Source organism: Novosphingobium sp. EMRT-2 (assembly GCF_005145025.1).
Classification (GTDB): domain Bacteria; phylum Pseudomonadota; class Alphaproteobacteria; order Sphingomonadales; family Sphingomonadaceae; genus Novosphingobium.
This window is the reverse complement of record NZ_CP039697.1, coordinates 48,120-68,837: the sequence shown is the minus strand read 5'-3', so window position 1 is coordinate 68,837 and position 20,718 is coordinate 48,120. Positions and strand designations below refer to the sequence as shown.

At 66.5% G+C, this 20,718-nt stretch carries 14 protein-coding genes; 3 read left to right on the top strand and 11 right to left on the bottom strand.

All coding sequences use genetic code 11. From position 1 onward, the window contains the following. Positions 1 to 47: 47 nt before the first annotated feature. A complete protein-coding gene (locus FA702_RS18555) occupies positions 48 to 974 on the bottom strand; it encodes a YncE family protein (protein WP_136957617.1) in 927 nt (308 codons plus the stop codon). A gap of 235 nt (positions 975 to 1,209) precedes the next feature. Between FA702_RS18555 and FA702_RS18550 the strand changes: the two genes are divergently transcribed. Further along, positions 1,210 to 2,103: a sterol desaturase family protein gene (locus FA702_RS18550; RefSeq protein ID WP_136957616.1), complete on the top strand. Its 894-nt coding sequence runs from the start codon at positions 1,210 to 1,212 to the stop codon at positions 2,101 to 2,103. Positions 2,104 to 2,106: 3 nt separating this feature from the next. Then, positions 2,107 to 3,711, top strand: a complete 1,605-nt coding sequence (locus FA702_RS18545; protein WP_255504879.1) for a tetratricopeptide repeat-containing sulfotransferase family protein — start codon at positions 2,107 to 2,109, stop codon at positions 3,709 to 3,711. A gap of 5 nt (positions 3,712 to 3,716) precedes the next feature. Here FA702_RS18545 and FA702_RS18540 read toward each other — a convergent pair whose 3' ends face one another. The 10 genes from FA702_RS18540 to FA702_RS22895 all read right to left on the bottom strand — a co-directional run bounded on the left by FA702_RS18540 (position 3,717) and on the right by FA702_RS22895 (position 16,061). Next, positions 3,717 to 4,661, bottom strand: a complete 945-nt coding sequence (locus tag FA702_RS18540; protein ID WP_136957615.1) for a DUF979 domain-containing protein — start codon at positions 4,659 to 4,661, stop codon at positions 3,717 to 3,719. Further along, positions 4,658 to 5,338, bottom strand: coding sequence for a DUF969 domain-containing protein (locus FA702_RS18535; RefSeq protein ID WP_136957614.1), 681 nt, complete (start codon positions 5,336 to 5,338; stop codon positions 4,658 to 4,660). The genes FA702_RS18540 and FA702_RS18535 overlap by 4 nt, the downstream gene beginning before the upstream one ends. Before the next feature lie 54 nt (positions 5,339 to 5,392). Continuing rightward, positions 5,393 to 6,328 (bottom strand): alpha/beta hydrolase, encoded by a 936-nt coding sequence (locus FA702_RS18530; RefSeq protein ID WP_136957613.1) that lies wholly within the window; start codon positions 6,326 to 6,328, stop codon positions 5,393 to 5,395. Positions 6,329 to 6,347: 19 nt separating this feature from the next. Continuing rightward, on the bottom strand, positions 6,348 to 7,826 hold the full coding sequence (gene glpK / locus FA702_RS18525; protein WP_136957612.1) for a glycerol kinase GlpK: 1,479 nt from the start codon (positions 7,824 to 7,826) through the stop codon (positions 6,348 to 6,350). Continuing rightward, a complete protein-coding gene (glpD, locus tag FA702_RS18520) occupies positions 7,826 to 9,385 on the bottom strand; it encodes a glycerol-3-phosphate dehydrogenase (RefSeq protein ID WP_136957611.1) in 1,560 nt (519 codons plus the stop codon). Before glpD ends, glpK begins: the two co-directional genes overlap by 1 nt. Positions 9,386 to 9,452: 67 nt before the next feature. Then, entirely contained in the window at positions 9,453 to 10,358 is a 906-nt protein-coding gene (locus FA702_RS18515; RefSeq protein WP_136957610.1) for a sugar kinase, read from the bottom strand. Next, positions 10,359 to 12,254 (bottom strand): glycoside hydrolase family 2 protein, encoded by a 1,896-nt coding sequence (locus tag FA702_RS18510; RefSeq protein WP_136957609.1) that lies wholly within the window; start codon positions 12,252 to 12,254, stop codon positions 10,359 to 10,361. It lies immediately after the preceding gene. 101 nt (positions 12,255 to 12,355) lie between these two features. Next, the gene (locus FA702_RS18505) at positions 12,356 to 14,617 is read right to left on the bottom strand and encodes a TonB-dependent receptor (protein WP_255504878.1); all 2,262 of its coding nucleotides are present in this window, start codon (positions 14,615 to 14,617) and stop codon (positions 12,356 to 12,358) included. Between the two features lie 407 nt (positions 14,618 to 15,024). Beyond that, a complete protein-coding gene (locus FA702_RS18500) occupies positions 15,025 to 15,465 on the bottom strand; it encodes a RidA family protein (RefSeq protein ID WP_136957608.1) in 441 nt (146 codons plus the stop codon). A 332-nt stretch (positions 15,466 to 15,797) separates the two neighbouring features. Further along, complete coding sequence (locus tag FA702_RS22895) at positions 15,798 to 16,061, bottom strand: hypothetical protein (RefSeq protein WP_168196138.1); 264 nt, start codon at positions 16,059 to 16,061, stop codon at positions 15,798 to 15,800. Here FA702_RS22895 and FA702_RS18495 point away from each other — a divergent pair. Further along, positions 16,060 to 20,718, top strand: a complete 4,659-nt coding sequence (locus FA702_RS18495; RefSeq protein WP_168196137.1) for an S-layer family protein — start codon at positions 16,060 to 16,062, stop codon at positions 20,716 to 20,718. The genes FA702_RS22895 and FA702_RS18495 overlap by 2 nt on opposite strands.

The following is a 20,718-nucleotide window of genomic DNA, read 5'->3' as shown; positions in this document are numbered from 1 at the left end:
TTGCCCCTCTCCCAACCCTCTCCCCTGAAGGGAAGAGGGCTACGCCGCTAATTCCCGATCTTGCCCGGCTTGGTCCACCACGAGAGCGTGTGCACGTCGTGCGAGGTCGTCCACACGCCCTTGCGCGTATAGCGCAGCGCGCCGCTGCCCGACGCCTTCCCCATGCGCGCGCGGATCGCCAGCGTCGCCGGGTCGATCACCACGAACACCTGGTCGGCGGTGGTGCGCAGCCACACCTTGCCGCCGCCAGTGTCGATATCGCCGTACTTGAGGTTATCGCCCACCTTGACGCGGCCGGTGACGGCGCCCGTGGCGGGATCGATCCGCGCGACGGTGCCATCGCCCTGCTCCTGCACCCACACCGCGCCTTCGCCGGCGGCGAGGAAGCCCGGTTCCTTGCCCAGCGCGGTCTTCCCGGCAACGGCATTGGTCGCGGGATCGATGCGCTGGACGGACTGCTGCGCGCTGCTGACCGCCCACAGCGATCCCAGCCCGAATGCCAAATAGAACGTGCCCGGATCGACCGGAATAGTGGCGGTCACGCTATTGGTCGCGGGATCGACGCGCGAAACCACGCCCTTGCCGTCGCTGGCAACCCAGATCGAGCCGGCGCCCGCCACGACGTTCAGCTCGCCGAACGGATTGGCGATGCCGGTCGGGATCGTGGCGGTGATCTGCGCGGTGCGCGTGTCGATGCGCTTGAGCGCGCTTTCCTTGCAATCGGCGACCCACAGTGCACTGTCGGCCACGGCCATGGCGCCGCAGGGGCGCGTCATCGGCACTTCCGCGCGCTTGCCGCCGCGCGCCCACTGCTCCACCCTGCCCTTGTTGGTCGCCCAGACGGTATCGCCATCCACCGCGAGGAAATCCGCGAAGCCCGGGACGGTGATCACCTGTTCTTCCTGCGCCTGCGCCGCAGGGATCGCCACGCAAAGAGCGGTAAGCGTCACCATCGCCAACTCGAGCCTGTTCATTCCGGTTCTCCTTTGAGGAAACAGCGCTTGCGCTTTCGCGGTGCAGCATTGTCCGAAACAATCGGCTTGTCCACGCCGTTATTACGAGAAGGCGGCAATGTAATACCTTTTAGGCCCGAGAGCCGCGGCATGCGCCGCCAAGTGCGTTAGCAGATGCGGAATATTACGCTTGACGGTAAAGGTAATATCGATAGCATGCCCGCATCATTCGGACAGCCATCCGCCGAGGACCACGATGGGCAAGGACTTCAAGCAGACGCTGGTCAACCTGATCCCCCCGGCGATGATCGTCGCCGTGGTGCTGTTCTGGGCGTTGATTCCCGAAGCGCTGGCCAAGCATCCGGCGACCATCATCGTGGCCGGCCTCGCCATCACGGCGATCGTGCTGGGGCTGGAGTTCCTGTTCGAACGGCACGTCGGCTGGCGGTTGAACACGCGCGAGTTCCTGACCGATACGTTCTACGTGGTCCTCGGCTACACCGCGATCTCGTGGGTTTCCAACACCCTGGCGGAAGATCCGCTGAAGGCGGTCAAGAAATCGCTGGGCATCACCACCGACTGGGCGATGCACATGCCGTTCCTGCTCCAGGTGGCGCTGGTCGTGTTCCTGATCGAGTTCGGCCAGTACTGGATGCACCGGCTGATGCACAACTGGCATCCGGCCTGGCTCACCCATGCGCCGCACCACCACATCACCCAGCTGAACGCGATGAAGGGATATGTCGGCAATCCGATCGAACTGTTCCTGATCAGCCTGAGCGTGGTGGCGCTGTTCGATCTGCCGCTGGCTGCGATCTTCTGCGCGGCGAACATTCTGGGCGTGGTGTCAACGTTCGCCCATGCCAACGTCCGGTCCGATCCGCCGCTGTTCTATTCCTTCTTCTTCACGACGATCCGCAACCACAGCCTGCACCATTCGGTGCCCTATGAAGACACCCGCTGCAATTACGCCAATTCGCTGATCCTGATCGATCGCGTGTTCGGCACCTATCGCGAAGGCGAAGCGGACGTGGTGGGGCAGGACGAGCGCAAGCGGCTGTCGATCTGGGAGCAGTTCCTGTTCCCGTTCCGCCCGGTGATCGACGCGATCAAGGCCCGGCGCACCGAGCCCCCGGCCACCGCCGGCTAAACGGTGAGTCTGCTGCGTTCGCCCGCGCCTGCCGATCGCACCACCGCCTCGCTCCAGCAGGCGCGCGCGGCGCTGCGCCGGGGCGATGTGGCGGGTTGCGCGCAACTCGCCGATGCCGCGCTGCGCGTGAATGCCGCGCTCCCCGAGGCGCATTTCCTGCTGGGCATGGCACTGGCCGAAACCGGGCGGGTCAATGCCGCGCTGCCGGCCGTGGAACGGGCGGTCTCGCTGGCGCGCGGCAATGCCGAATACGCCGCGCAGCACGCCCGCCTGCTGATCCTGCTGCGGCGGGAGGCCGAAGCCCGCGCCGCCGCCGACCATGCCGCGCGCTGCCCCACCGACGATCCGCTGGTGCTCGATACGATCGGCTGCACGTATGCCCGGCTCGGCGATCATGGCGCGGCGGTGCCCCTGTTCGAACGCGCCGTCGCCGCCGTGCCCCACAACGTCACCTTCCGCTTCAACCTTGCCAGCAGCTACGGCTTCTTCGGCCGCACCGACGATGCCGAGGCGCAGTACGAGGCCATGCTGGCGCACGATCCGGGCAACGGGCGCGCCCATCTCGGCCTTGCCGGATTGCGCCGTCAGAAGGCGGACCTCAACCACGTCGCGCGGCTGGAAACGGCCATCGGCGCGCAGCCCGATCCGGTCGAACGGTTGCGCATCCACTATGCCGCCGCCAAGGAATACGAGGATCTGGAGCGGCACGAGGACGTCTTCCGCCATCTTTCCACCGCCAACGCCGCGCACCGCAAGCAGCTGGGCTTTTCGATGGAGAGCGACGAGCGCAACGCCGCCGCGCTGCGCCAGGCCTTTGCCGATCCCGCCTATTTCGCGGGTGAAAGCGCGCTGCCGGATGCGCCGATCTTCGTGGTGGGTATGCCGCGCACCGGCACGACACTGGTCGACCGCATCCTGGCGGCCCACCCGCAACTGGAATCGGCGGGCGAGTTGCAGGCGATGCCGCTGGCGCTAAAACGCCTGTCGCAAAGCCCTTCGCGCATGGTGCTCGATCCCGAGACTATCGCGGGCGTGCGATCGGCGCGGCCCGAAGACCTCGGCCGCGCCTATCTCGACCGCGCGCGGCAGCACGCCGGGGGCGATGCGCCGATCTTCGTCGACAAGTTCCCGCTCAACTTCCTCTACGCCGGGCACATCGCGCGCGCGCTGCCCAACGCCCGCATCGTGTGCCTGCGCCGCCATCCGCTCGATGCGGTTTGGAGCAACTACAAGAACCTGTTCGCCACGACCTCGCCCTACTACGGCTGGTCGTATGACCTCGTCGATGCGGCGCGGTACTATGCCCTGTTCGATGGCCTGGTCGCGCTGTGGCGGGATCTGTTTCCCGACCGCGTGCTCGAACTCGGCTACGAAGCCCTGATCGCCGATCAGGAAGGCGAAACCCGGCGCCTGCTCGATCATTGCCATCTGCCCTGGGACGACGCCTGCCTGTCGTTCCATACCGCCAGCGGCGCGGTGGCGACGCCCAGCGCGCAGCAGGTGCGCCGGCCGCTCAACGCCGGTTCCGTGCAGCGCTGGCGCCACTACGAAGCGCATCTCGCCCCGGCCCGCGCCTGGCTGGAACAGGCGGGCATCGCCTGCGACTGACGGCGTTATCGGGCGGCGAACGCGAACCAGTAGAGAAACGCGATGTTCACCGCCAGCAACGGCAAGGCGGTGCCGATCTGGCGGCGGATCACGCCATAGTCATCGCGCAGTTCCAGCAGCGCGGCGGGCACCAGATTGAAATTGGCCGCCATCGGGGTCATCAGCGTGCCGCAAAAGCCGGCAAGCATCCCGATCGCGCTGATCACCGCCGGATTGCCGTGATAGGTGGTAATCAGCAACGGCATGCCGATGGCGGCGAACATCACCGGGAATGCTGCAAAGGCATTGCCCATCACCATGGTGAACAGCGCCATCCCCACCCCGAAGGCCACCACCGCGCCAACCAGGCTGCCCGCCGGAATGCCAAGGCGGATGATCCCGCCGACTGCCTCACCCACCCCAGCCAGCGCGAACACGGCGCCCAGGCTGGCCAGCATCTGCGGCAGGGTCGCGGCCCAGCCCACCTGATCCATCAGCCGCCTGCCTTGCTGCAAGGGCAGCGCGAGCGGCGCGCGCAGCAGCGCGCCGCCTGCCGCCAGCGCGAGCAGCACGCCCAGCGCAAGGCTGATCAGCGTCGCCTGCTTGCTCTCGATCAGCGCTGGAAACTGTTTGAACAGCAAGGTGCCCGCCAGCGCGGTCAACGGAATGACCAGCGCGATCAGAAACAAACGGTTGCCATGGCGCGCCGCCCGCTCTGTGCGGGTGTTCGATGGAACTTCGCCCGCATCGCTCCGCCCTAAACCCAACGCGCCGATGCCCACCAGCGCCAGCACGAGCAAGCCGTTGCCGAAATCGCCGAACCGGTCGCCGCCCCACATGCTGGCGGCCAGCAGCCCCCAGAACGCGCCATTCCGGAACCGCCGGGCATTGCCGGCATCGCGCAGCCCCAGCACGGCGAAGGCGGCAAAGACCGCGCCGGCCAGGCCATAGACCCATTGCAGCGTGATCATGCCGCCGTTTCCCGGCCCTTCGTCCGGGCGAGGCGACGGTCCAGCAGCCATAGGCGGAAACCGTGGATCGCAAAGGCGGCGATAGCGGTGGGAATGGCCCAGACCGAAAGCTGAAAGGGTTCGACGACGATGCCGTATTGTTCGAGAAGGCCTTTCATCAGCAGGATCGACCCGATCGCCAGGAAGATGTCCTCGCCGAAGAACAGCCCGACGTTGTCGGTCGCGGCGGCCCAGGCCTTGATTTCCTCGCGCTCCGTTTCGGGGAGGTCGCCCGCCTGCGCCTCTGCCGCCGCCAGCGCCATCGGGGCCACCAGCGGCCGCACGGTCTGCGGATGGCCGGCGACGGAGGTCAGCCCGATCGCCGCCGTCGCCTGGCGCAGCAGCAGGTATCCCGCCAGCAAGCGCCCCGTCGTGGCGCCGCGCAACCCGCCGATCAACGTTCTCGCCCGCTCGCGCAGACCATAGGCTTCGAGCATGCCAATGACCGGCAGCACGATCCACACCACGCTGACGTAGCGCGTATCGTTGAAAGCCTTGCCGAAGGCGGCGATGATCGCCACCGGGCCAAGCCCCGCCGCCAGCCCCGTCGCCAGCGCCGCCGCCGCGATGACGAGCAGCGGATTGAAGCGGAGCACGAAGCCCGCGACGATGATGGCGATGCCCAGCAATACCCACATGCCCGTGGTATCCGATTGGCGGGCCGCTTATGTCAAAAACAATCCGCGCGGATTCTACGGCACGATCTTCATCGCCTTCAGCCACAAGGCGTACTGACTGAACCAGGCATCGCTGGTGGTGCCATTGGGCTGCGAGGCGAAGCCGTGGCCGCCGCCGCTGTACAGGTGGAATTCCACGGAGGCACCGGATTTGCGCCAGCCGTCGATCAGGCCGAGATCGTCCTTGCCAAAGAAACGGTCATCCATCGCCAGCGCCGCGAACAGCGGCGGCGCGTGGGGCGGCACGGGGCCGGTCTTGGTCGGACCATAAATTAGTCCCGCGAAATCGGGCATGGTATCGGGCACATCGGCCTGCATCATCGCGAGCGTCGTCATCGCGCCGGCGGAAAAGCCCAGCAGCCCCACGCGGCGGGGATCGACATGCCATTCCTTCGCTCGCGCACGCACCGTGCGCACGGCGGACTGCGCATCCGCCACGGCATAGGGCAGATCCTGCAGGATATCGATCGGCGGCCCCTTGCCCGCGAACGTGCTCGCCAGCGCATCGCGGAACCCGTCGATGCTGTCGGGCAAGACCAGCGTGCGGTACTTGAGGATGAACACGCGCACGCCCAGCTTGCCGAGCCGTTCGGCCACGCCATAGCCTTCGTTGTTCATCGACAGGAACTCGAAGCCGCCACCCGGAACGAGAATCACCGCCGGTTGATCGCCTGCCGGCGCAACCCCCGGGGCGGGAGGGACGACGATCAGTTCCGGCCGATTGACGTTATAGACCAGCCGCTGCCCCGGCCCCTGCTGCGCCCAGGCTTCGTGGCGGCTTTCCGCGCCCTTGGGCGATGGCAGCGTGACCGGCAGGGCGATGCCCTTGCCGTCGGCCGGAAGCGCGATGGGTTGCACCTGTTGCACCCAGTCGCCCGGGGCGGCCCGCGCCACGCCGGACAGAGCCAACAGCGCCGCCAGCGCCATGCAGCCGCGATGGAAAATGCGCATGCGGTTCTCCCTCTCTACCTCAGGCGCTGATGGCCCGGCGCACGGCCGTTTGCCAGCCGCCGATCAGCCCGGCCCGTTCTTCCGACGCCATCCGCGGAGCGAAGCGGACGAGGCCTTCCGCGCCCGGATCGGCCGACAGCGCATCGGGCCAGGCGCCGGACTGGTGCCCCGCGAGCAGCGCCGCCCCCAGCGCGGTGGTTTCGAGGTTGGCCGGCCGCTCCACCACGATGTCGAGAATGTCGGCCAGGAACTGGCAGAACCAGTCGTTCGCCGCCATGCCGCCATCGACGCGCAGGACGGCGAGCTTGCCCGCGCCGTCCGCTTCCATCGCCGCTACCAGATCGGCCGTCTGGAACGCCACCGATTCCAGCGCGGCGCGCGCGATGTGGGCCGCGCCGGTGTCGAAGGTCATGCCGGTCAGCATCCCGCGCGCCTCGGTATGCCAGTGCGGCGCGCCCAGGCCGACGAAGGCCGGGACCATGAAGACGCCGCCGTTATCGGGCAGCCGCGCGGCCATCTCCTGCGTCTGCCGCGCTTCCACGATGATGCCCAGCTTGTCGCGCAGCCACTTGATCGCCGCACCGGCCACGAAGATCGAGCCTTCCATCGCATAACGCGCCTGCCCGTCCACGCGGTAGGCAATGGTCGTGAGCAGGCGCGCCTGCGAGCGTGCTGCCCGTTCCCCGGTGTTGAGCAACATGAAGCCGCCCGTGCCATAGGTGATCTTGGCCTGACCCGGCGCGAAGCAGGACTGGCCGACCAGCGCTGCCTGCTGATCCCCCGCCATGCCGCCAATCACCACACGCGCGCCGAGCAGGTCGGTGTGGCCGAAGTCCGAAACGCTGTCGCACACCTCGGGCAGGACCGCCGCCGGAATGCGGAACAGGGCCAGCAAGTCGGGGCACCAGCGCTGGCGGTGAATGTCGTAGAGCAGCGTGCGGCTGGCGTTTGTGACGTCGGTCCTGTGCGAACGCCCTTCGGTCAGGCGCCACAGCAGGAAGGTATCGATCGTGCCGAACGCCAGTTCGCCCGCTTCGGCCGCCGCGCGCGCGCCGGGCACGGTATCGAGCAGCCAGGCGAGCTTCGTCGCCGAGAAATAGGGGTCGAGCAGCAGGCCGGTGCGTTCCTGCACCAGCGCTTCATGGCCGGCATCGCGCAGCACGGCGCAGACTTCGGCGGTGCGCCGGTCCTGCCAGACGATCGCGTTGTGCAGCGGCTTGCCCGTCTTGCGATCCCACAGCACGGTGGTTTCGCGCTGGTTGGTAACGCCGATCGCCGCGATGTCCGCCGCCGAAAGCCCGCCGCGCTCCAGAGCCAGCTTCGCGCAGGCCAGCGTATCGCGCCAGATGTCCTCGGCATCGTGTTCGACCCAGCCGGGATGCGGATAGTGCTGGGGGAATTCCTGCTGCGCGCTGGCGATGACGCGGCGATCCGCGTCGAACACCAGCGTCCGCGTGGACGTGGTGCCCTGATCGAGCGCGAGGATAAGCCCGGCCATTACCCTTCTCCCTCGCTGGCCACCGCCAGCGCGTCGGTCGTTTCCTGCCCGGCGCGCCTTGCCAGATAGAGCGCGAGCCGTTCCGCCGTATCAGAAGGGCAGACAAGGCCCAACTTGGTTCGCCGCCACAGGATGTCCTCCGCCGTCCGCGCCCATTCGTGCGCGCACACGTAGTCCACTTCGGCAGCGGTCAGGCCGGCGCCGAAATCCTCGCCCAGAGCGTTCCAGCCTTCCGCGCTACCCAGCCATTCCTCGACGCGCGTGCCATAGGCATGGGCCACGCGCTCGGCCGTGTCCGCCGGCAGGAACGGCCAGCGCGCGCGCACGGTCTGGAGAAAGGCAGCGAAGTCGCCTCCGGGCAAGTCGCCGCCCGGCAAAGGCCCGGTGCCCGTCCATGCAGGCCCCATCGCCGGCAGGAACGGGGACAGCTTTTCCAGCGCGTGTTCCGCCAGCCGGCGATAGGTTGTCAGCTTGCCGCCGAACACGCTCAGCAGTTGCGGGCCTTCCTCGCGCCCCAGCTTGAGCACATAGTCGCGCGTGATCGCCTTGGCATCGTCGCCGCCATCGTCGTACAGCGGGCGGACGCCCGAATAGGTCGAGATGACGTCGGCCGGCGCGACCTGCCGCTCGAAGTATTCGCTGACCGTGCGGCAGAGGTATTCGGTCTCCTCGGCGCTGATCTTCGGTCTCGCGCGCTCGGCCTCGTCCACCAGCACGTCCGTGGTGCCGACCAGCGTGAAACGTTTCTGGTACGGAATGGTGAAGACGATGCGCCCGTCCGGGTTCTGCAGGATGAACGCGTGATCGCCCTTGTAGAGCGGTGGCACGATGATGTGGCTGCCCTTGACCAGGCGGATACCGCCCTCGTGCGCCACGCCACCGATGCCGTGCAGCAGGCTGCCCGCCCACGGGCCGGCAGCGTTGACGAGCGCGCGCGCCTGCACGGTGGACGCGGCGCCGCCGGCTTCCTCGCGGAGATCCACCTGCCACAGCCCGTCCGCGACCCGCGCCCCAGTCATGGCCACGCCCGTCCGGATCGTCGCGCCGCGCGCGGCGGCGTCCATGGCGTTGAGCACGACCATCCGTGCATCATCGACCCATGCGTCCGAATAGGCGAAGCCGCTGGTCAGGCCGGGTTTGAGCCCATCGCTCCAGCGCGGATCGCGCAGCGAGACCCCTTTCGACTTGGGCAGGCTCTGCTTGCCGCCGATGTGGTCGTAGAGCCACAGCCCGATGCGGATCATCCAACCGGGCCGGCCGCCCTTCGGCCGTGGCAGCACGAAGCGCAGCGGCCAGATGATGTGCGGAGCGATGCGCAGCAGGCGTTCGCGCTCCTGCAACGCTTCGCGCACCAGGCGGAACTCGTAGTATTCGAGATAACGCAGCCCGCCGTGAATCAGCTTCGTGCTAGCCGACGAGGTGTGCGAGGCCAGATCCTCGCGCTCCACCAGCAGGACGTTCAGCCCGCGCCCCGCCGCATCGCGCGCGATGCCGGCGCCGTTGATGCCGCCACCTACGACAACGATGTCATAGACCGGCGATGCGCTTGTTTTCCTCATTTCAGGCGATCCTGTTCCCGGAAGCTGCGCGGAGCGCCCGGAGGCGTAATGGTGCGGGAGTGCCGCGTCAATTGGGCACCGGGGATGCAAACGTATCCGCCGGGATCGCTCCGGGGCGCATGATCGTCCAACCGGCAAGCGCGTGACCGGCACGCGCGGCGGCACGCGGATCGGCGCCGCGCATCCGCTCCGCCAGATAGCCTCCGTTGAACGCATCGCCCGCGCCACTGGTATCGACCGGATCGAGCACGGCTTCAGGCGCGATGACCGCCGCATCGGGCAGCAGGCATCCCGCTTCGCCCAGCTTGACCACGGTTTCGCGGCACCCGGCGGCCTGCCAGTGCGCCGATACCGCCGGTGCGGAGCTTGCGCCCTCCATGGCGATCTCGTCGTCCAGCGTCGGCAAACCGATATCCGCCACCGCGATCGCGCTGTCGCGCGCGGCACGCGCTTCCCCCGCATCTTTCCACAACCGGTGCCGGTAGTTTCCGTCGAACGAGACTTTGCCACCGCGCCCGCGCACCCGGCGGGCCAGCGCCAGCAAGGTGTCGCGCGCTTCGGCCGGCAGGATCGCCAGCGTGATCAGCGAGAAATGAACGAGGTCTGCCCGTTCGATCCGTTCCAGCGCCGCCGCCGCGCCGGGCAGCGCAAACATCTCGCGCGCGGCGCTGGTATCGCGCCAGTAGGCGAAACTGCGTTCGCCCCGCGCGTCGGTGTTGATCGCGTAAAGACCGGTCTGGCGGGTCGGGTGTGCCAGCACCAGCGAACAATCCAGCCGTTCCGCCGCCCAGCGCCGCCGCAGGTCTTCGGCGAAGGGATCGCTGCCCAGCGCGGTGAAATAGCCCACGTCATGCCCGGCGCGCGCCAGATGGATCGCCGTGTTCAGCGTGTCTCCGCCATAGCCCAGCGCCCAGCCCTCGCCCTGCCGCGAGAGTTCGAGCATGGCTTCGCCCACGCATACGATCCGGGCCATTCAGCGTCCTGCCTGATCTTTGGCCTGATAATAGTGCGCCAGGACGTCGAACGCCATCTTGTGCTGGCCCGTTTCCGAAATCAGACCCTTGCGGTTCCAGCCTTGCTGGAAATCCGGATTCTGGCGGCGGGGAGAACGGAAATCCTTGAGAATCCACGGGGACATGCCGCGCAGCGTGGGCAGGCTGTCCGCCATGGCCAGGGTCTTGCGGTAGTATTCCGCCTGGAACTCCTCGGAGAACTTCTGCCCGGCGCCACCATCGTGGAAGCCGGCCTTGGCATCCGCGCCGAACTCGGAAAAGACCAGCGGCTTGTTCGCCGGCACGTGCCAGACACTGCCCGGAAGGTCGGCCAGCCGGTCGTTGGTGTACCAGCCGTTGTAGGTGTTGATCGCCATGACATCGAGGACGTCGGCGAGTGGATCGGCCAGCGTCATCGTCGGCACGGCCGCATCCTTCGCGCGATCGACCAGCAGCGCCGCGCTGACCAGCCGCGTATCGTCCAGCCGGCGCACATCGCTGACCAGCGTGCGCAGGAACACGTTGCGCGCGTCCGTAACCGGCGTTTCGTTGGCGACGCTCCAGATCGCCACCGAGGCCCGGTTGCGATCGCGCAGGATGTTTTCGGCCAGCATGTTGCGCGCCGTGGCCAGCGTCTGCGGGTTCGACCACGCCACCATCCAGTAAACCGGCACCTCGCTCCACACGAGCAGGCCCATTTCGTCGGCCACGCGCGTCATCACTTCGCTGTGCGGGTAGTGCGCCAACCGCACGTAATTGCCGTGCAACCCGTTCTTGACCTCGCCCAGCAAGGCCCGCGCCGCATCGGGCGTGATGATCCGCGCCGGATTGCTGCCGATTTCCTCCTCGTGCACCGAGATGCCGCGCAGGAACACCGGCTTGCCGTTGAGCAGGATGTCCGCCCCGCGCGTCTCGATCGTGCGGAAGCCAACGCGGTCGCGCCAGGTGTCCTCGCCCGCCGCGATCGTCACGTCATAGAGCCGGGGCGTTTCGGGCGACCAGCGCACCAGCGCGCGCGGCGCGGCCATCGTCGCGCGCCAGTCGCCGTGCGCGTCGGTCTTGCCGGCAAGCTCCAGCTTCAGTTCGCCGATGCGCAGGCGGATCGCGCTGTTGGCGGCCTGCGGGCCATCCAGATGCGCGCTGACGGTGATCCGGCCATCGCGCGTCAACCGCACCCATGCATCGTCGACATAGGTATCCGGCGTGGTGATCAGGCGGATCGGGCGCGTGACGCCGCCATAGTTTTCCCAGTCGGTCACCGGCGGGGGGACGGTGGCGGCGGTCGCTTGCGAATCCACGCCGATCGTCACCTGGTTCGCACCATCGCGCAGCAGCTTCGTCACATCGAAGGCAAAGGGGGTGAAACCGCCTTCATGCCGGCCCACCGGCTGGCCGTTGACATAGACCGTGGTGGTGTAGTTCGTCGCACCGAAGCGCAGGAACGTGCGCCCCTTGCGCTGCGCGGGCACATCGAACGCGCGCTGGTACCAGACGAGGCCCTGATAGTGGCGCATCTCCGGCGTCTGCGCCTGCCAAGAACCGGGCAACGTGGCGGTGGACGAATGCGCCATATCGAATTCGTAGAGCGTGCGGTTGTCCTCGGCCATGGCCTTGCGGACATCGACGTCTGCATAACGCTGCTGGCCGCGCTCAGGCATCTCGCCATGGAAGCCGGCGATCCCCGCGCGATAGGGATCGATCGAATAGTGCCAGGGGCCGGAAAGATCGGTGCCCTGGCGCATGTCGGCCGAAACGAGCAGCGGCCCGTTCTGCACGGTGCTGAGCGGCAGGACGGCGGGCGCTTCCTGCGCCATGGCCGGCATCGCGCATCCCAGCGCCGCCGCGATCAATCCCGCTTTTACCCGAACCTGCCGCATGTCCTTCTCCCGCGCTAGTCGCCCGATACGTCCATTGGCGCTCCGGAAGGGTGGTGGGGGCTGAGGGACGCCCCCACCGTGCGACCGGAGGACCCGGATCGTCAGAAGTTGACGCCGAAGCGCACGCCGCCATAGCGGCGATAGTCACGCGGCAGCACCGCCTGCGTCGCCAGCACCGTACCGAAGTTGCTGGCGGTATTGACCAGCGACCCGTAGTACTGCTTGTCGAACAGGTTGTTGATGAACCCGGTCAGTTCCCAGCGGCGGTCCTCGGCGCGCAGGCCAAGCGCGATATTGACGATCGAATAGGCCGGCTGGAACGTCTGCGGGTCTTCCGCCACGAAGTAGAGGCTGCTCTGGTACTGCCAGTTGAGCTGGGCCACGCCACGCAGGGTATCGGTCAGCGCCGGGCTGTACTCGGTGCCCAGCGCGAACTTCCACTTCGGCGCCTGCACGGCGCGCGCGCCGGTCAGGTTCTGGTAGTTGGGCGAACCGCTGATGCAGCCGGTCGCAGCCGTCTGCAGCGGATAGCACTGCGCCGTCGGGTACGAGAGGTACTTCGCGTCGAGATAGGCCAGCGACCAGTTGAGCGAGAGATCGCCCGTGCGCGCCGACGTATCGAGTTCGACGCCCTTGGTGCCCAGCTTGCCGACGTTGGTGAGGCGGAAGTTCTGCGTGCCGCCGATCGTCTCGATCGATTGTGCCTGCAGGTTCTTGTAGGTCGTGTCGAAGTAGGTGAGGTTCACCGTCACGTGCCGGTCGAGGAACTGCATGCGCGCGCCGACCTCGATATCGCGCGAGCGTTCGGGCAGCAGCGGGCCGGCCGCCGCGCGCGCCGCGTTGAAGCCGGTGGTGAGGTCGTAGGTCTGACCCTTGTAGCCGGTGGAGTAGGTCGCAAACACCATCAGGTCGGGCGTGAATTCATAGCGCGCGCTGAACCGGTAGGTGCCGGCCGTCTTCGAGGCGCCACCGCTGAAGAACTGGCTGCCGGCCGCCGCCAGGTTGTCCTGGAAGGTGTAGGCGATCTTTTCGTTCTGCACGCGGCCGCCCGCCGTCAGCGTGGCCTTGGGCATGAATTCCCAGTCGGCCTGCACGAAGCCGGCAACCTGCCGCGACTTGGACGTGGCATACCAGTTGGCGAGCGAGAACGCGGGGCCGCGATAAAACGGCCGCTCGAACCGTACATCGGCATAGTAGGCACCGACCGTGTAGCGGAACGGCTTGTCACCGGGCGACAGCAGGCGGACTTCCTGCGTGAACAGCCGCGATTTGAACGCGCCGACCTGGATGTTGCTGCCGATCGGCAGCGTCGAGGAGGTATCGTCGTGATCAAGGTAATCGTTCAGGCGGAACTTGTCGTAGGACGTGATCGAGATCAGCGTCAGGTCGCCCAGCCCGAATTCACCGCGCAGCGATCCACCGCCACCGTAATACTTGGTGCGGGAATCGTAGTTGTTGCTGATGTCCTGGTTGTCGGGGTTCACGTTCACGCCGGGCATCGTCACGCCCACGGTCTGGCCGGCGGTGTTGCGCAGCAGCGCACCGGGCGCCATGCGGATGAACGGACGGCCGACCGTGGTGCTGCCGTTCACGTAGTTGCCCGACAGCGTGATCTTCACGTCCGAGCTGGGTTCGTAGCGGATCTTGCCGCGCAGGTTCACCGTCTCGCGGCCGTTCACGGTCTTGCCGTTGAACAGGTTGTGGACGTTGCCGTCCCACTTCGAATAGCTGGCCGAAAGCACATAGCCGAGATCCTGCGCGAGCGGCCCGGAAATGCTCATGTTGCCACCCACTTCGGAATCGGTGGTGGCAAGGATATTGGCGCGCGCGTGGAAGGTGTCGGTCGGCTCGCGCGTGATGATGTTGATCAGGCCGGCCGACGCGGACTTGCCGTAAAGCGTGCTCTGCGGCCCGCGCAGCACTTCGATGCGCTCCACGTCAGGCAGGTCGGTAAAGGCACGCGCCTGGAAGGCCAGCGGCACTTCGTCGACAAGCACGGCCACGCTCGGCTCCACGCCGATGCCGAAGGCGAACGTGCCCACGCCGCGCAGCGAGACGTTGGCGTTGGCGGGATGCTCGGCCGGGCGAATGGTCAGCGACGGCGCAATCTTGCCCAGATCCTGGAACTGCGTGACACCGGCGGCCTTGAGCTGGGTCGGCCCGACCACCGAAACGGCCAGAGGAACGCTCTGGACGTTTTCCGCACGCTTCTGCGCAGTGACGATGATCTCGCCGGGTGCGGCGGAATCCGTCTTTGCAGATGCCTGATCCTGCGCTGCGTCCTGCGCAATGGCCGGCTGCGCCAACGCTGCCATCGCGGCCGCCAGCGCGCCGAGGCAAACGGAATTGCGGAAACAGGTCATCTCCATTCTCCCTGGAAGTAGAAGCACGGGTTCTCATCGCCCGTGAAGCATCGGTCTCCTATCAAATGGCCTTACCAGATACAAGCCGTTCTTCGTGAAATTTGACAAATTTGGTCATTCCTCCTTATGGGGAATTGGCCGCATATCCATCTATTATATTGATATAGCAATATATTTATGGATCGCTACTGGTACCATGTCATTCCCAAGATGACGCGTCAGACAAGCGAAGGCCGGCCGTGGCCACCAAAAATGCCGGCGCCTCACCATGCGCTGGCGGCGGCCAAGACATAACCCCGCTAGGAAATGCCAAATTGGCCTGTCCAATAATCCGGGTGGCACGCAAGGCGGCGCTGCATGGCTTGTGGCAGCGCGGAAAGTGCAGCCGACATGCATTCCGGAACGTATTACTTCCCGCGCAAGGTTGCCCAGCATTCGACCTCGGTCACCGCGCCCATCGCGAGGCCGTTCACGCCCAGCGCGCTGCGCGCGGGCAGGCGATCGGGTTTGAAGTAGGACACGTAGATGCGGTTGAACGCGCCCCATTGGCTCATGTCGGCAAGATAGACCGTGCACTTGAACACGTCGTCCGTGGTCAGTCCTTCGCGCGCGAGCGTGGCGACGATGTTGTCCATCGTCTGCCGTACCTGCGCATCGAAACCTTGTACCAGCTTCCCGTCCGGCGCTGTCCCGATCTCGCCCGAAAGATAGAGAACGCCATCGACCGCCACCGCCTTGGAAAACGGAAAGCCCTCCGCCGCCGGCACATGGCGGGCGGGCGCGGCATGGGCGACGGCCATCGGCGCGAGCAGGCCCAACCCCATCGCCTGAACTATGAAACGGCGCATCGCAGCTTCCTTATTTTCGGACGCCACGGGATCACCGCGTGGCGGAAGCGCCATCCTATCCGCCCGTGCCGTCCGCCGCCAGCGCTCATCGCCGGGATGGCAGCACCTCATTCAAGCGCGCGAACGGATTACAACGCGAGTGCGATGCAGTGCCGGCCCCCAGCGGGAAGAAAGGCGGAAAGCCTATTTGGTCGGATCAGCACAGTCGCTCCGCAATTGAAGTGCCGCTAACACTTATCCTTTACGGTAAACCATAAGGGTTTTCCTTTATACGTCCGTAATTCCGATGGATATTTTGCCATCGTAGATAGCCGTTGCTTTCAAAACGCCACTTAAACTGGCGCGTCGATCATGAAAGGGCGGCGAATGACGTTTTCGAGAAAGGCTGAATCCTTTGGATTGGCGCTACTCATTTCCAGCGCCATCGTTCCGCCCCACGCGGCGATAGCCCAAACGGCGGGCAGCCTGGACCTGTTCCCCGACGGCACCTTGAACGGGTGGACGACGGCCGGCGGTGCGTCTGTCACGAACGCCACGGTAACCCTGAATCTGGGTGGATCGCCTTTCACGCTGACACCGGCACCGGGCGAATCCATGGCCGTAATCCAGCCTCAACTCAGTCTGGCGACGATCGATACCATCGATACCGCGCTAGGGCTCAATCCGGGCTCGATGCTGGCGGTCACAGGCACCGGCAATGTCGTGATCAACGGCGTGGGCGCCAATCTGACGACCACGAACTACGCCTATATCACCAAGCAGCTTTCCCTGACGCAGGGCTCCTACACGTTCTATTGGGCTTATGCCGCGCAGGATTACCTTCCCTTTACGGACGGTGTGTTCTTTTCGATCGCGGGCAACGGCCTCAACACGGTCGACCTGCTGGCCCGCAACGGCGCTGCGGGAATCACGGCGGGGTCTACCGGCTACCCCACGAACACCGTCATTCTGCAAAGCTATGGCAGCACGACCTTTATCGCCCAGACCTTCACGATCGCCAGCGACGGCACGTATCAACTGGGCTTCGGCGATTTCAACGCGATCGATACCGCCCTCGATCCCATACTCTTCGTGGCATCGAAGCTGGGGACGACCACGGGCACCGTCGTGATCACCAACCCGCCCGCGCCTCCCGCCATTCCCGACATCGACACGGCGGTCAGCTATTACAGTTCCACTGATCTGGCCAACAACGCCGTCCACCCCGTCTTCGCCGGCGGAACGCTCAAGATCGTCTCGGGCGGAACGATCGGCAACAATTTCACTGTGCAACCGCTGGGCGGGGCTATCGATACCGACGGCTACTCCGTCGCGCTAACCGGCACGCTGAGCGGTTCGGGATCGCTGGTGAAGCGGGGCGCCGGCACGCTGCAGCTGATGGCCAACAATAGCGGCTTCTCGGGCGATCTCTATGTCAATGGCGGCACCCTGGCACTGGGAGATACCGGTGCCGCGGGGACGGGCGTGATCCACGCCGTGGACCCGACCATCGCCTTTGCCGCAGGCGGCACCTACGCGAACAATGTGTCTCTCGACGTGGCGTCGCCCGCCAGTGCCGACCCGACCGTGTTCCAGAACACGTCCGGGAACGTGGTCACCCTTTCCGGCGCGATCACCACCGGCACAGGCAACAACATCAATGGCGATGCGATCGCCGCCAACCAGCACGTGACCTTTTCGGGCGGGGCTTTCACGCTGACCAATGGCGGCAACAATTGGACCGGCGATACGACCATCACCAGCGACGCGGCACTCGCCCTTTCCGACGGAGCGTCGATCGCGCATTCCGCACGTCTGGTGGACAACGGCATTTTCGACATTTCCGCAGCAACCGGTGAATCGTCGGTTGCCTCGCTGGCGGGCAGCGGCGTCGTCACGCTGGGCGACAATACGCTGACGATCACCCACGCCAACGATACGTTCGCTGGCACGATCGCCGGAGCCGGGGGTCTGGTGCTGGGAGCAGGAGCGCAAACGCTATCGGGCGCGAACAGCTACACCGGTGGCACGGTCGTGGGCGACGGCACGCTGGCGCTGGCGGGCGACGGCACGCTGGGTGACACGAGCGGCACCACCACCGTCATCGGCGATGGCACGCTCGATCTTGGCGGTACCAGCCAGACCCAGAACGGCGGCCTCACCCTCGCCGGCGGCACGATCCAGAACGGTACGCTCGCCTCCTCCGCCACCTTCGCGCTGCAGGGCGGCGCGGTCATTGCTGCGTTGGCCGGTACCGGCAGCGTGAACCAGTCCAGCGGCACGACCACGCTTTCCGGCGCGAACAGCTATACCGGCGGCACCATTGTGAACGGCGGCACGCTTGCCCTCACCGGCAACGGCACCCTGGGCGACGCCAGCGGCAGCGCCACCATCAACGCCGACGGCACGCTCGATCTTGGGGGTACCAGCCAGACTCAGAACGGCGGCGTCACCCTCGCGGGCGGGACGATCCAGAACGGCACGCTTTCCTCCTCCGGCACCTTCGCGCTGCAGGGCGGCGCGGTCAACGCCACACTGGCGGGTACCGGCAGCGTCAACCAGTCCAGCGGCACGACCACGCTATCCGGCGCGAACAGCTACACCGGCGGCACCATTGTAAACGGCGGCACGCTTGCCCTCACCGGCAACGGCACCCTGGGCGACGCCAGCGGCAGCGCCACCGTGAACGCCGACGGCACGCTCGACCTCGGCGGCACCAGCCAGACCCAGAACGGCGACGTCACGCTCGCCGGCGGGACGATTCAGAACGGCACGCTTACTTCTTCGGGCACCTTCGCACTGCAAGGCGGCACGGTTGGTGCTGCTTTGGCCGGCACCGGCAGCGTCAACCAAGCCAGCGGCATCACCACGCTGTCCGGTGCCAACAGCTACACCGGCGGTACCGTCGTCAATGGCGGTACGCTGGCGCTGGCGGGCGACGGCACGCTGGGCGACGCGGGCGGCAGCACCACCGTAAACGCCGACGGCACGCTTGACCTTGGCGCTACTAGCCAGTCCCAGAACGGCGGCGTGACCCTCGTCGGCGGGACGATCCAGAACGGCGTCCTTTCCTCGTCGAGCACTTTCGCCTTGCAAGGCGGCACGGTCAGCGCCGCGCTGGCCGGCACCGGCAGCGTCCACCAATACAGCGGCACGACCACGCTGTCCGGCGCGAACAGCTACACCGGCGGCACCGTCGTCAGCGGCGGCACGCTCGCGCTGGCGGGTTCCGGGGCGATCGCTTCTTCCTCTCTGACGGTCGACGGGACGTTCGATATTTCGGGCATCGCGGATCAGGGGACCAGCGTGGTCGATCTCGAAGGATCGGGCTCGGTCGTGCTGGGAAGCAAGGCGCTGACCGTCTCGGCCGGAACCGGCACCTTTTCGGGCGTCCTCTCCGGAGCGGGACAATTCAGCCTGAGCGGCGGCACGCTGACGCTCACCGGCGCCAACAGCTACAGCGGCGGCACCACGATCACAGGTGGCACGCTGAAAGGCACCAGCATTTCGCTGCAAGGGCCAATTTTGAACGACGGCGCGCTCGAATTCGTCCAAACGGCCGACGGCACGTATGCTGGGTCGATCACCGGAACCGGCACTCTTGCCAAATCGGGAAGCGGCTCGCTCGTCCTGTCGGGAACCAGCGCGATCCAGGATGCGACCACCGTTTCCGCCGGGCGGCTGGCGGTCAATGGCACTTTGGCGACGGGCGGGCTGACCGTGACCAATGGCGCCGTGCTGAGCGGTTCGGGCACGATCTCCATGGCCGGCAACGGCATTCTGGCGATCGCCAACGGCGCCACGCTGGCACCGGGCAATTCCCCGGGCACCTTGACGGTGAACGGATCCGTCACGCTGGCATCGGGGGCCACCATGGCCGTCGACATCGACGGGGCAACCTGGTCCGCCGCTGGCGGCGCGGGCAGTTATGACCGGCTGGCGGTCAATGGCACGGTGACGCTGGGCGGCACGGTCGTGCCCACGCTGCGCGGGATCACCGGTTCCGCCACGAACAGCTATACGCCGGCGCTGGGCAGCCGCACCACCATCGTCTCGGCGACAGCGGTGAAGGGCACGTTCGACACCGTCGTCCAGCCTGCCAGCGGCCTGGCGGCGAACACCCGCTTCGATGCGCTCTACACCGATACCACCGCGCAATTGGTCGTAACACCGGTGAGCTTCGGCACGCTGGGCACGAACAGCGGGTGGAACAGCAATACGCTGGCCGCGGCCTCTGCCCTAGACAACCTGCGTGGCGATACGGCGAACAGCAGCCTGTTCAACGCTCTCTATGGACTCGATGCCGCAGGCTATAAACGGGCCTTCTCGCAGATCAGCGGACAGATCTATGCCGATGCGCTGCAGGGCTATGCCAGCGCGGCGAATACCGCCTTGGGCACGGTGCGCGATCAACTGAATCAGGGGGGCTACGTCGGAGCACGCGGCGAGCAGGGCGTCCTGCTGTGGACGCGTTACATCAACAGCCACGAGGCGCCGGGCGACAGCGCGCGGGGCAACCGCAATTCGGCAACGACGCGCGGCTTCATCGCCGGGGCCACGCTGGTCAATACGCCGCGCCTGCGCTTCGGCGTGGCGGGCGGCTACACTTATACGAAGATCAACACCGGACTCGGGGCGGAGGCCAGCGGCGCGGGGGTGGTCGGTTACCTCTACGGCCGCTACGCGCCAGCGGCTTTCGTCGATCTCTCCGCGATTGGCGGGTTTACTTCCGGCACGATAAACACCAGCCGGACCATCGCCACCGCCCGCGATACCGTGCGAGCCAGCGGAAACGCGCGCGTCACCGTGGCGCAACTGGCGGTCGATGCACGGCTGCGGGCGGTGAAGGCCGGCGGATTTGTGGCCTATGCGCTGGCCGGGGTGCAGCTTGGCAATGCGTCCTCCGGACAGGTCAGCGAAACCGCGTCGGACAGCGCCCTCGCCCTGACCCTGCCCCATAGCGGCTGGAACACGCTGGACAGCCGCATCGGCGGCCAGTTCGTGCTGACTTTCCAGTCCATCAGGCTATCCGCCTATGGAACCTGGCTGGCTCAGCTTGCGGACGCGCCAACGGCTTCGCGCAAGGCGGTGCTAAACGGGGCGGCATGGAGGGTGCAAAGCACGGGCCTTGCAAGGAACGGCGTGAGCTATGGCGCCGCCGCCAGTGCAAATCTGGCGCGTAACCTGTCGATCCAGGCCAGCTACGACGGCGTGGACCGGGGCAAGGGCTATCACAATCACCGGGTATCGGCCGGCGTCAGCTTCGCGTTCTGA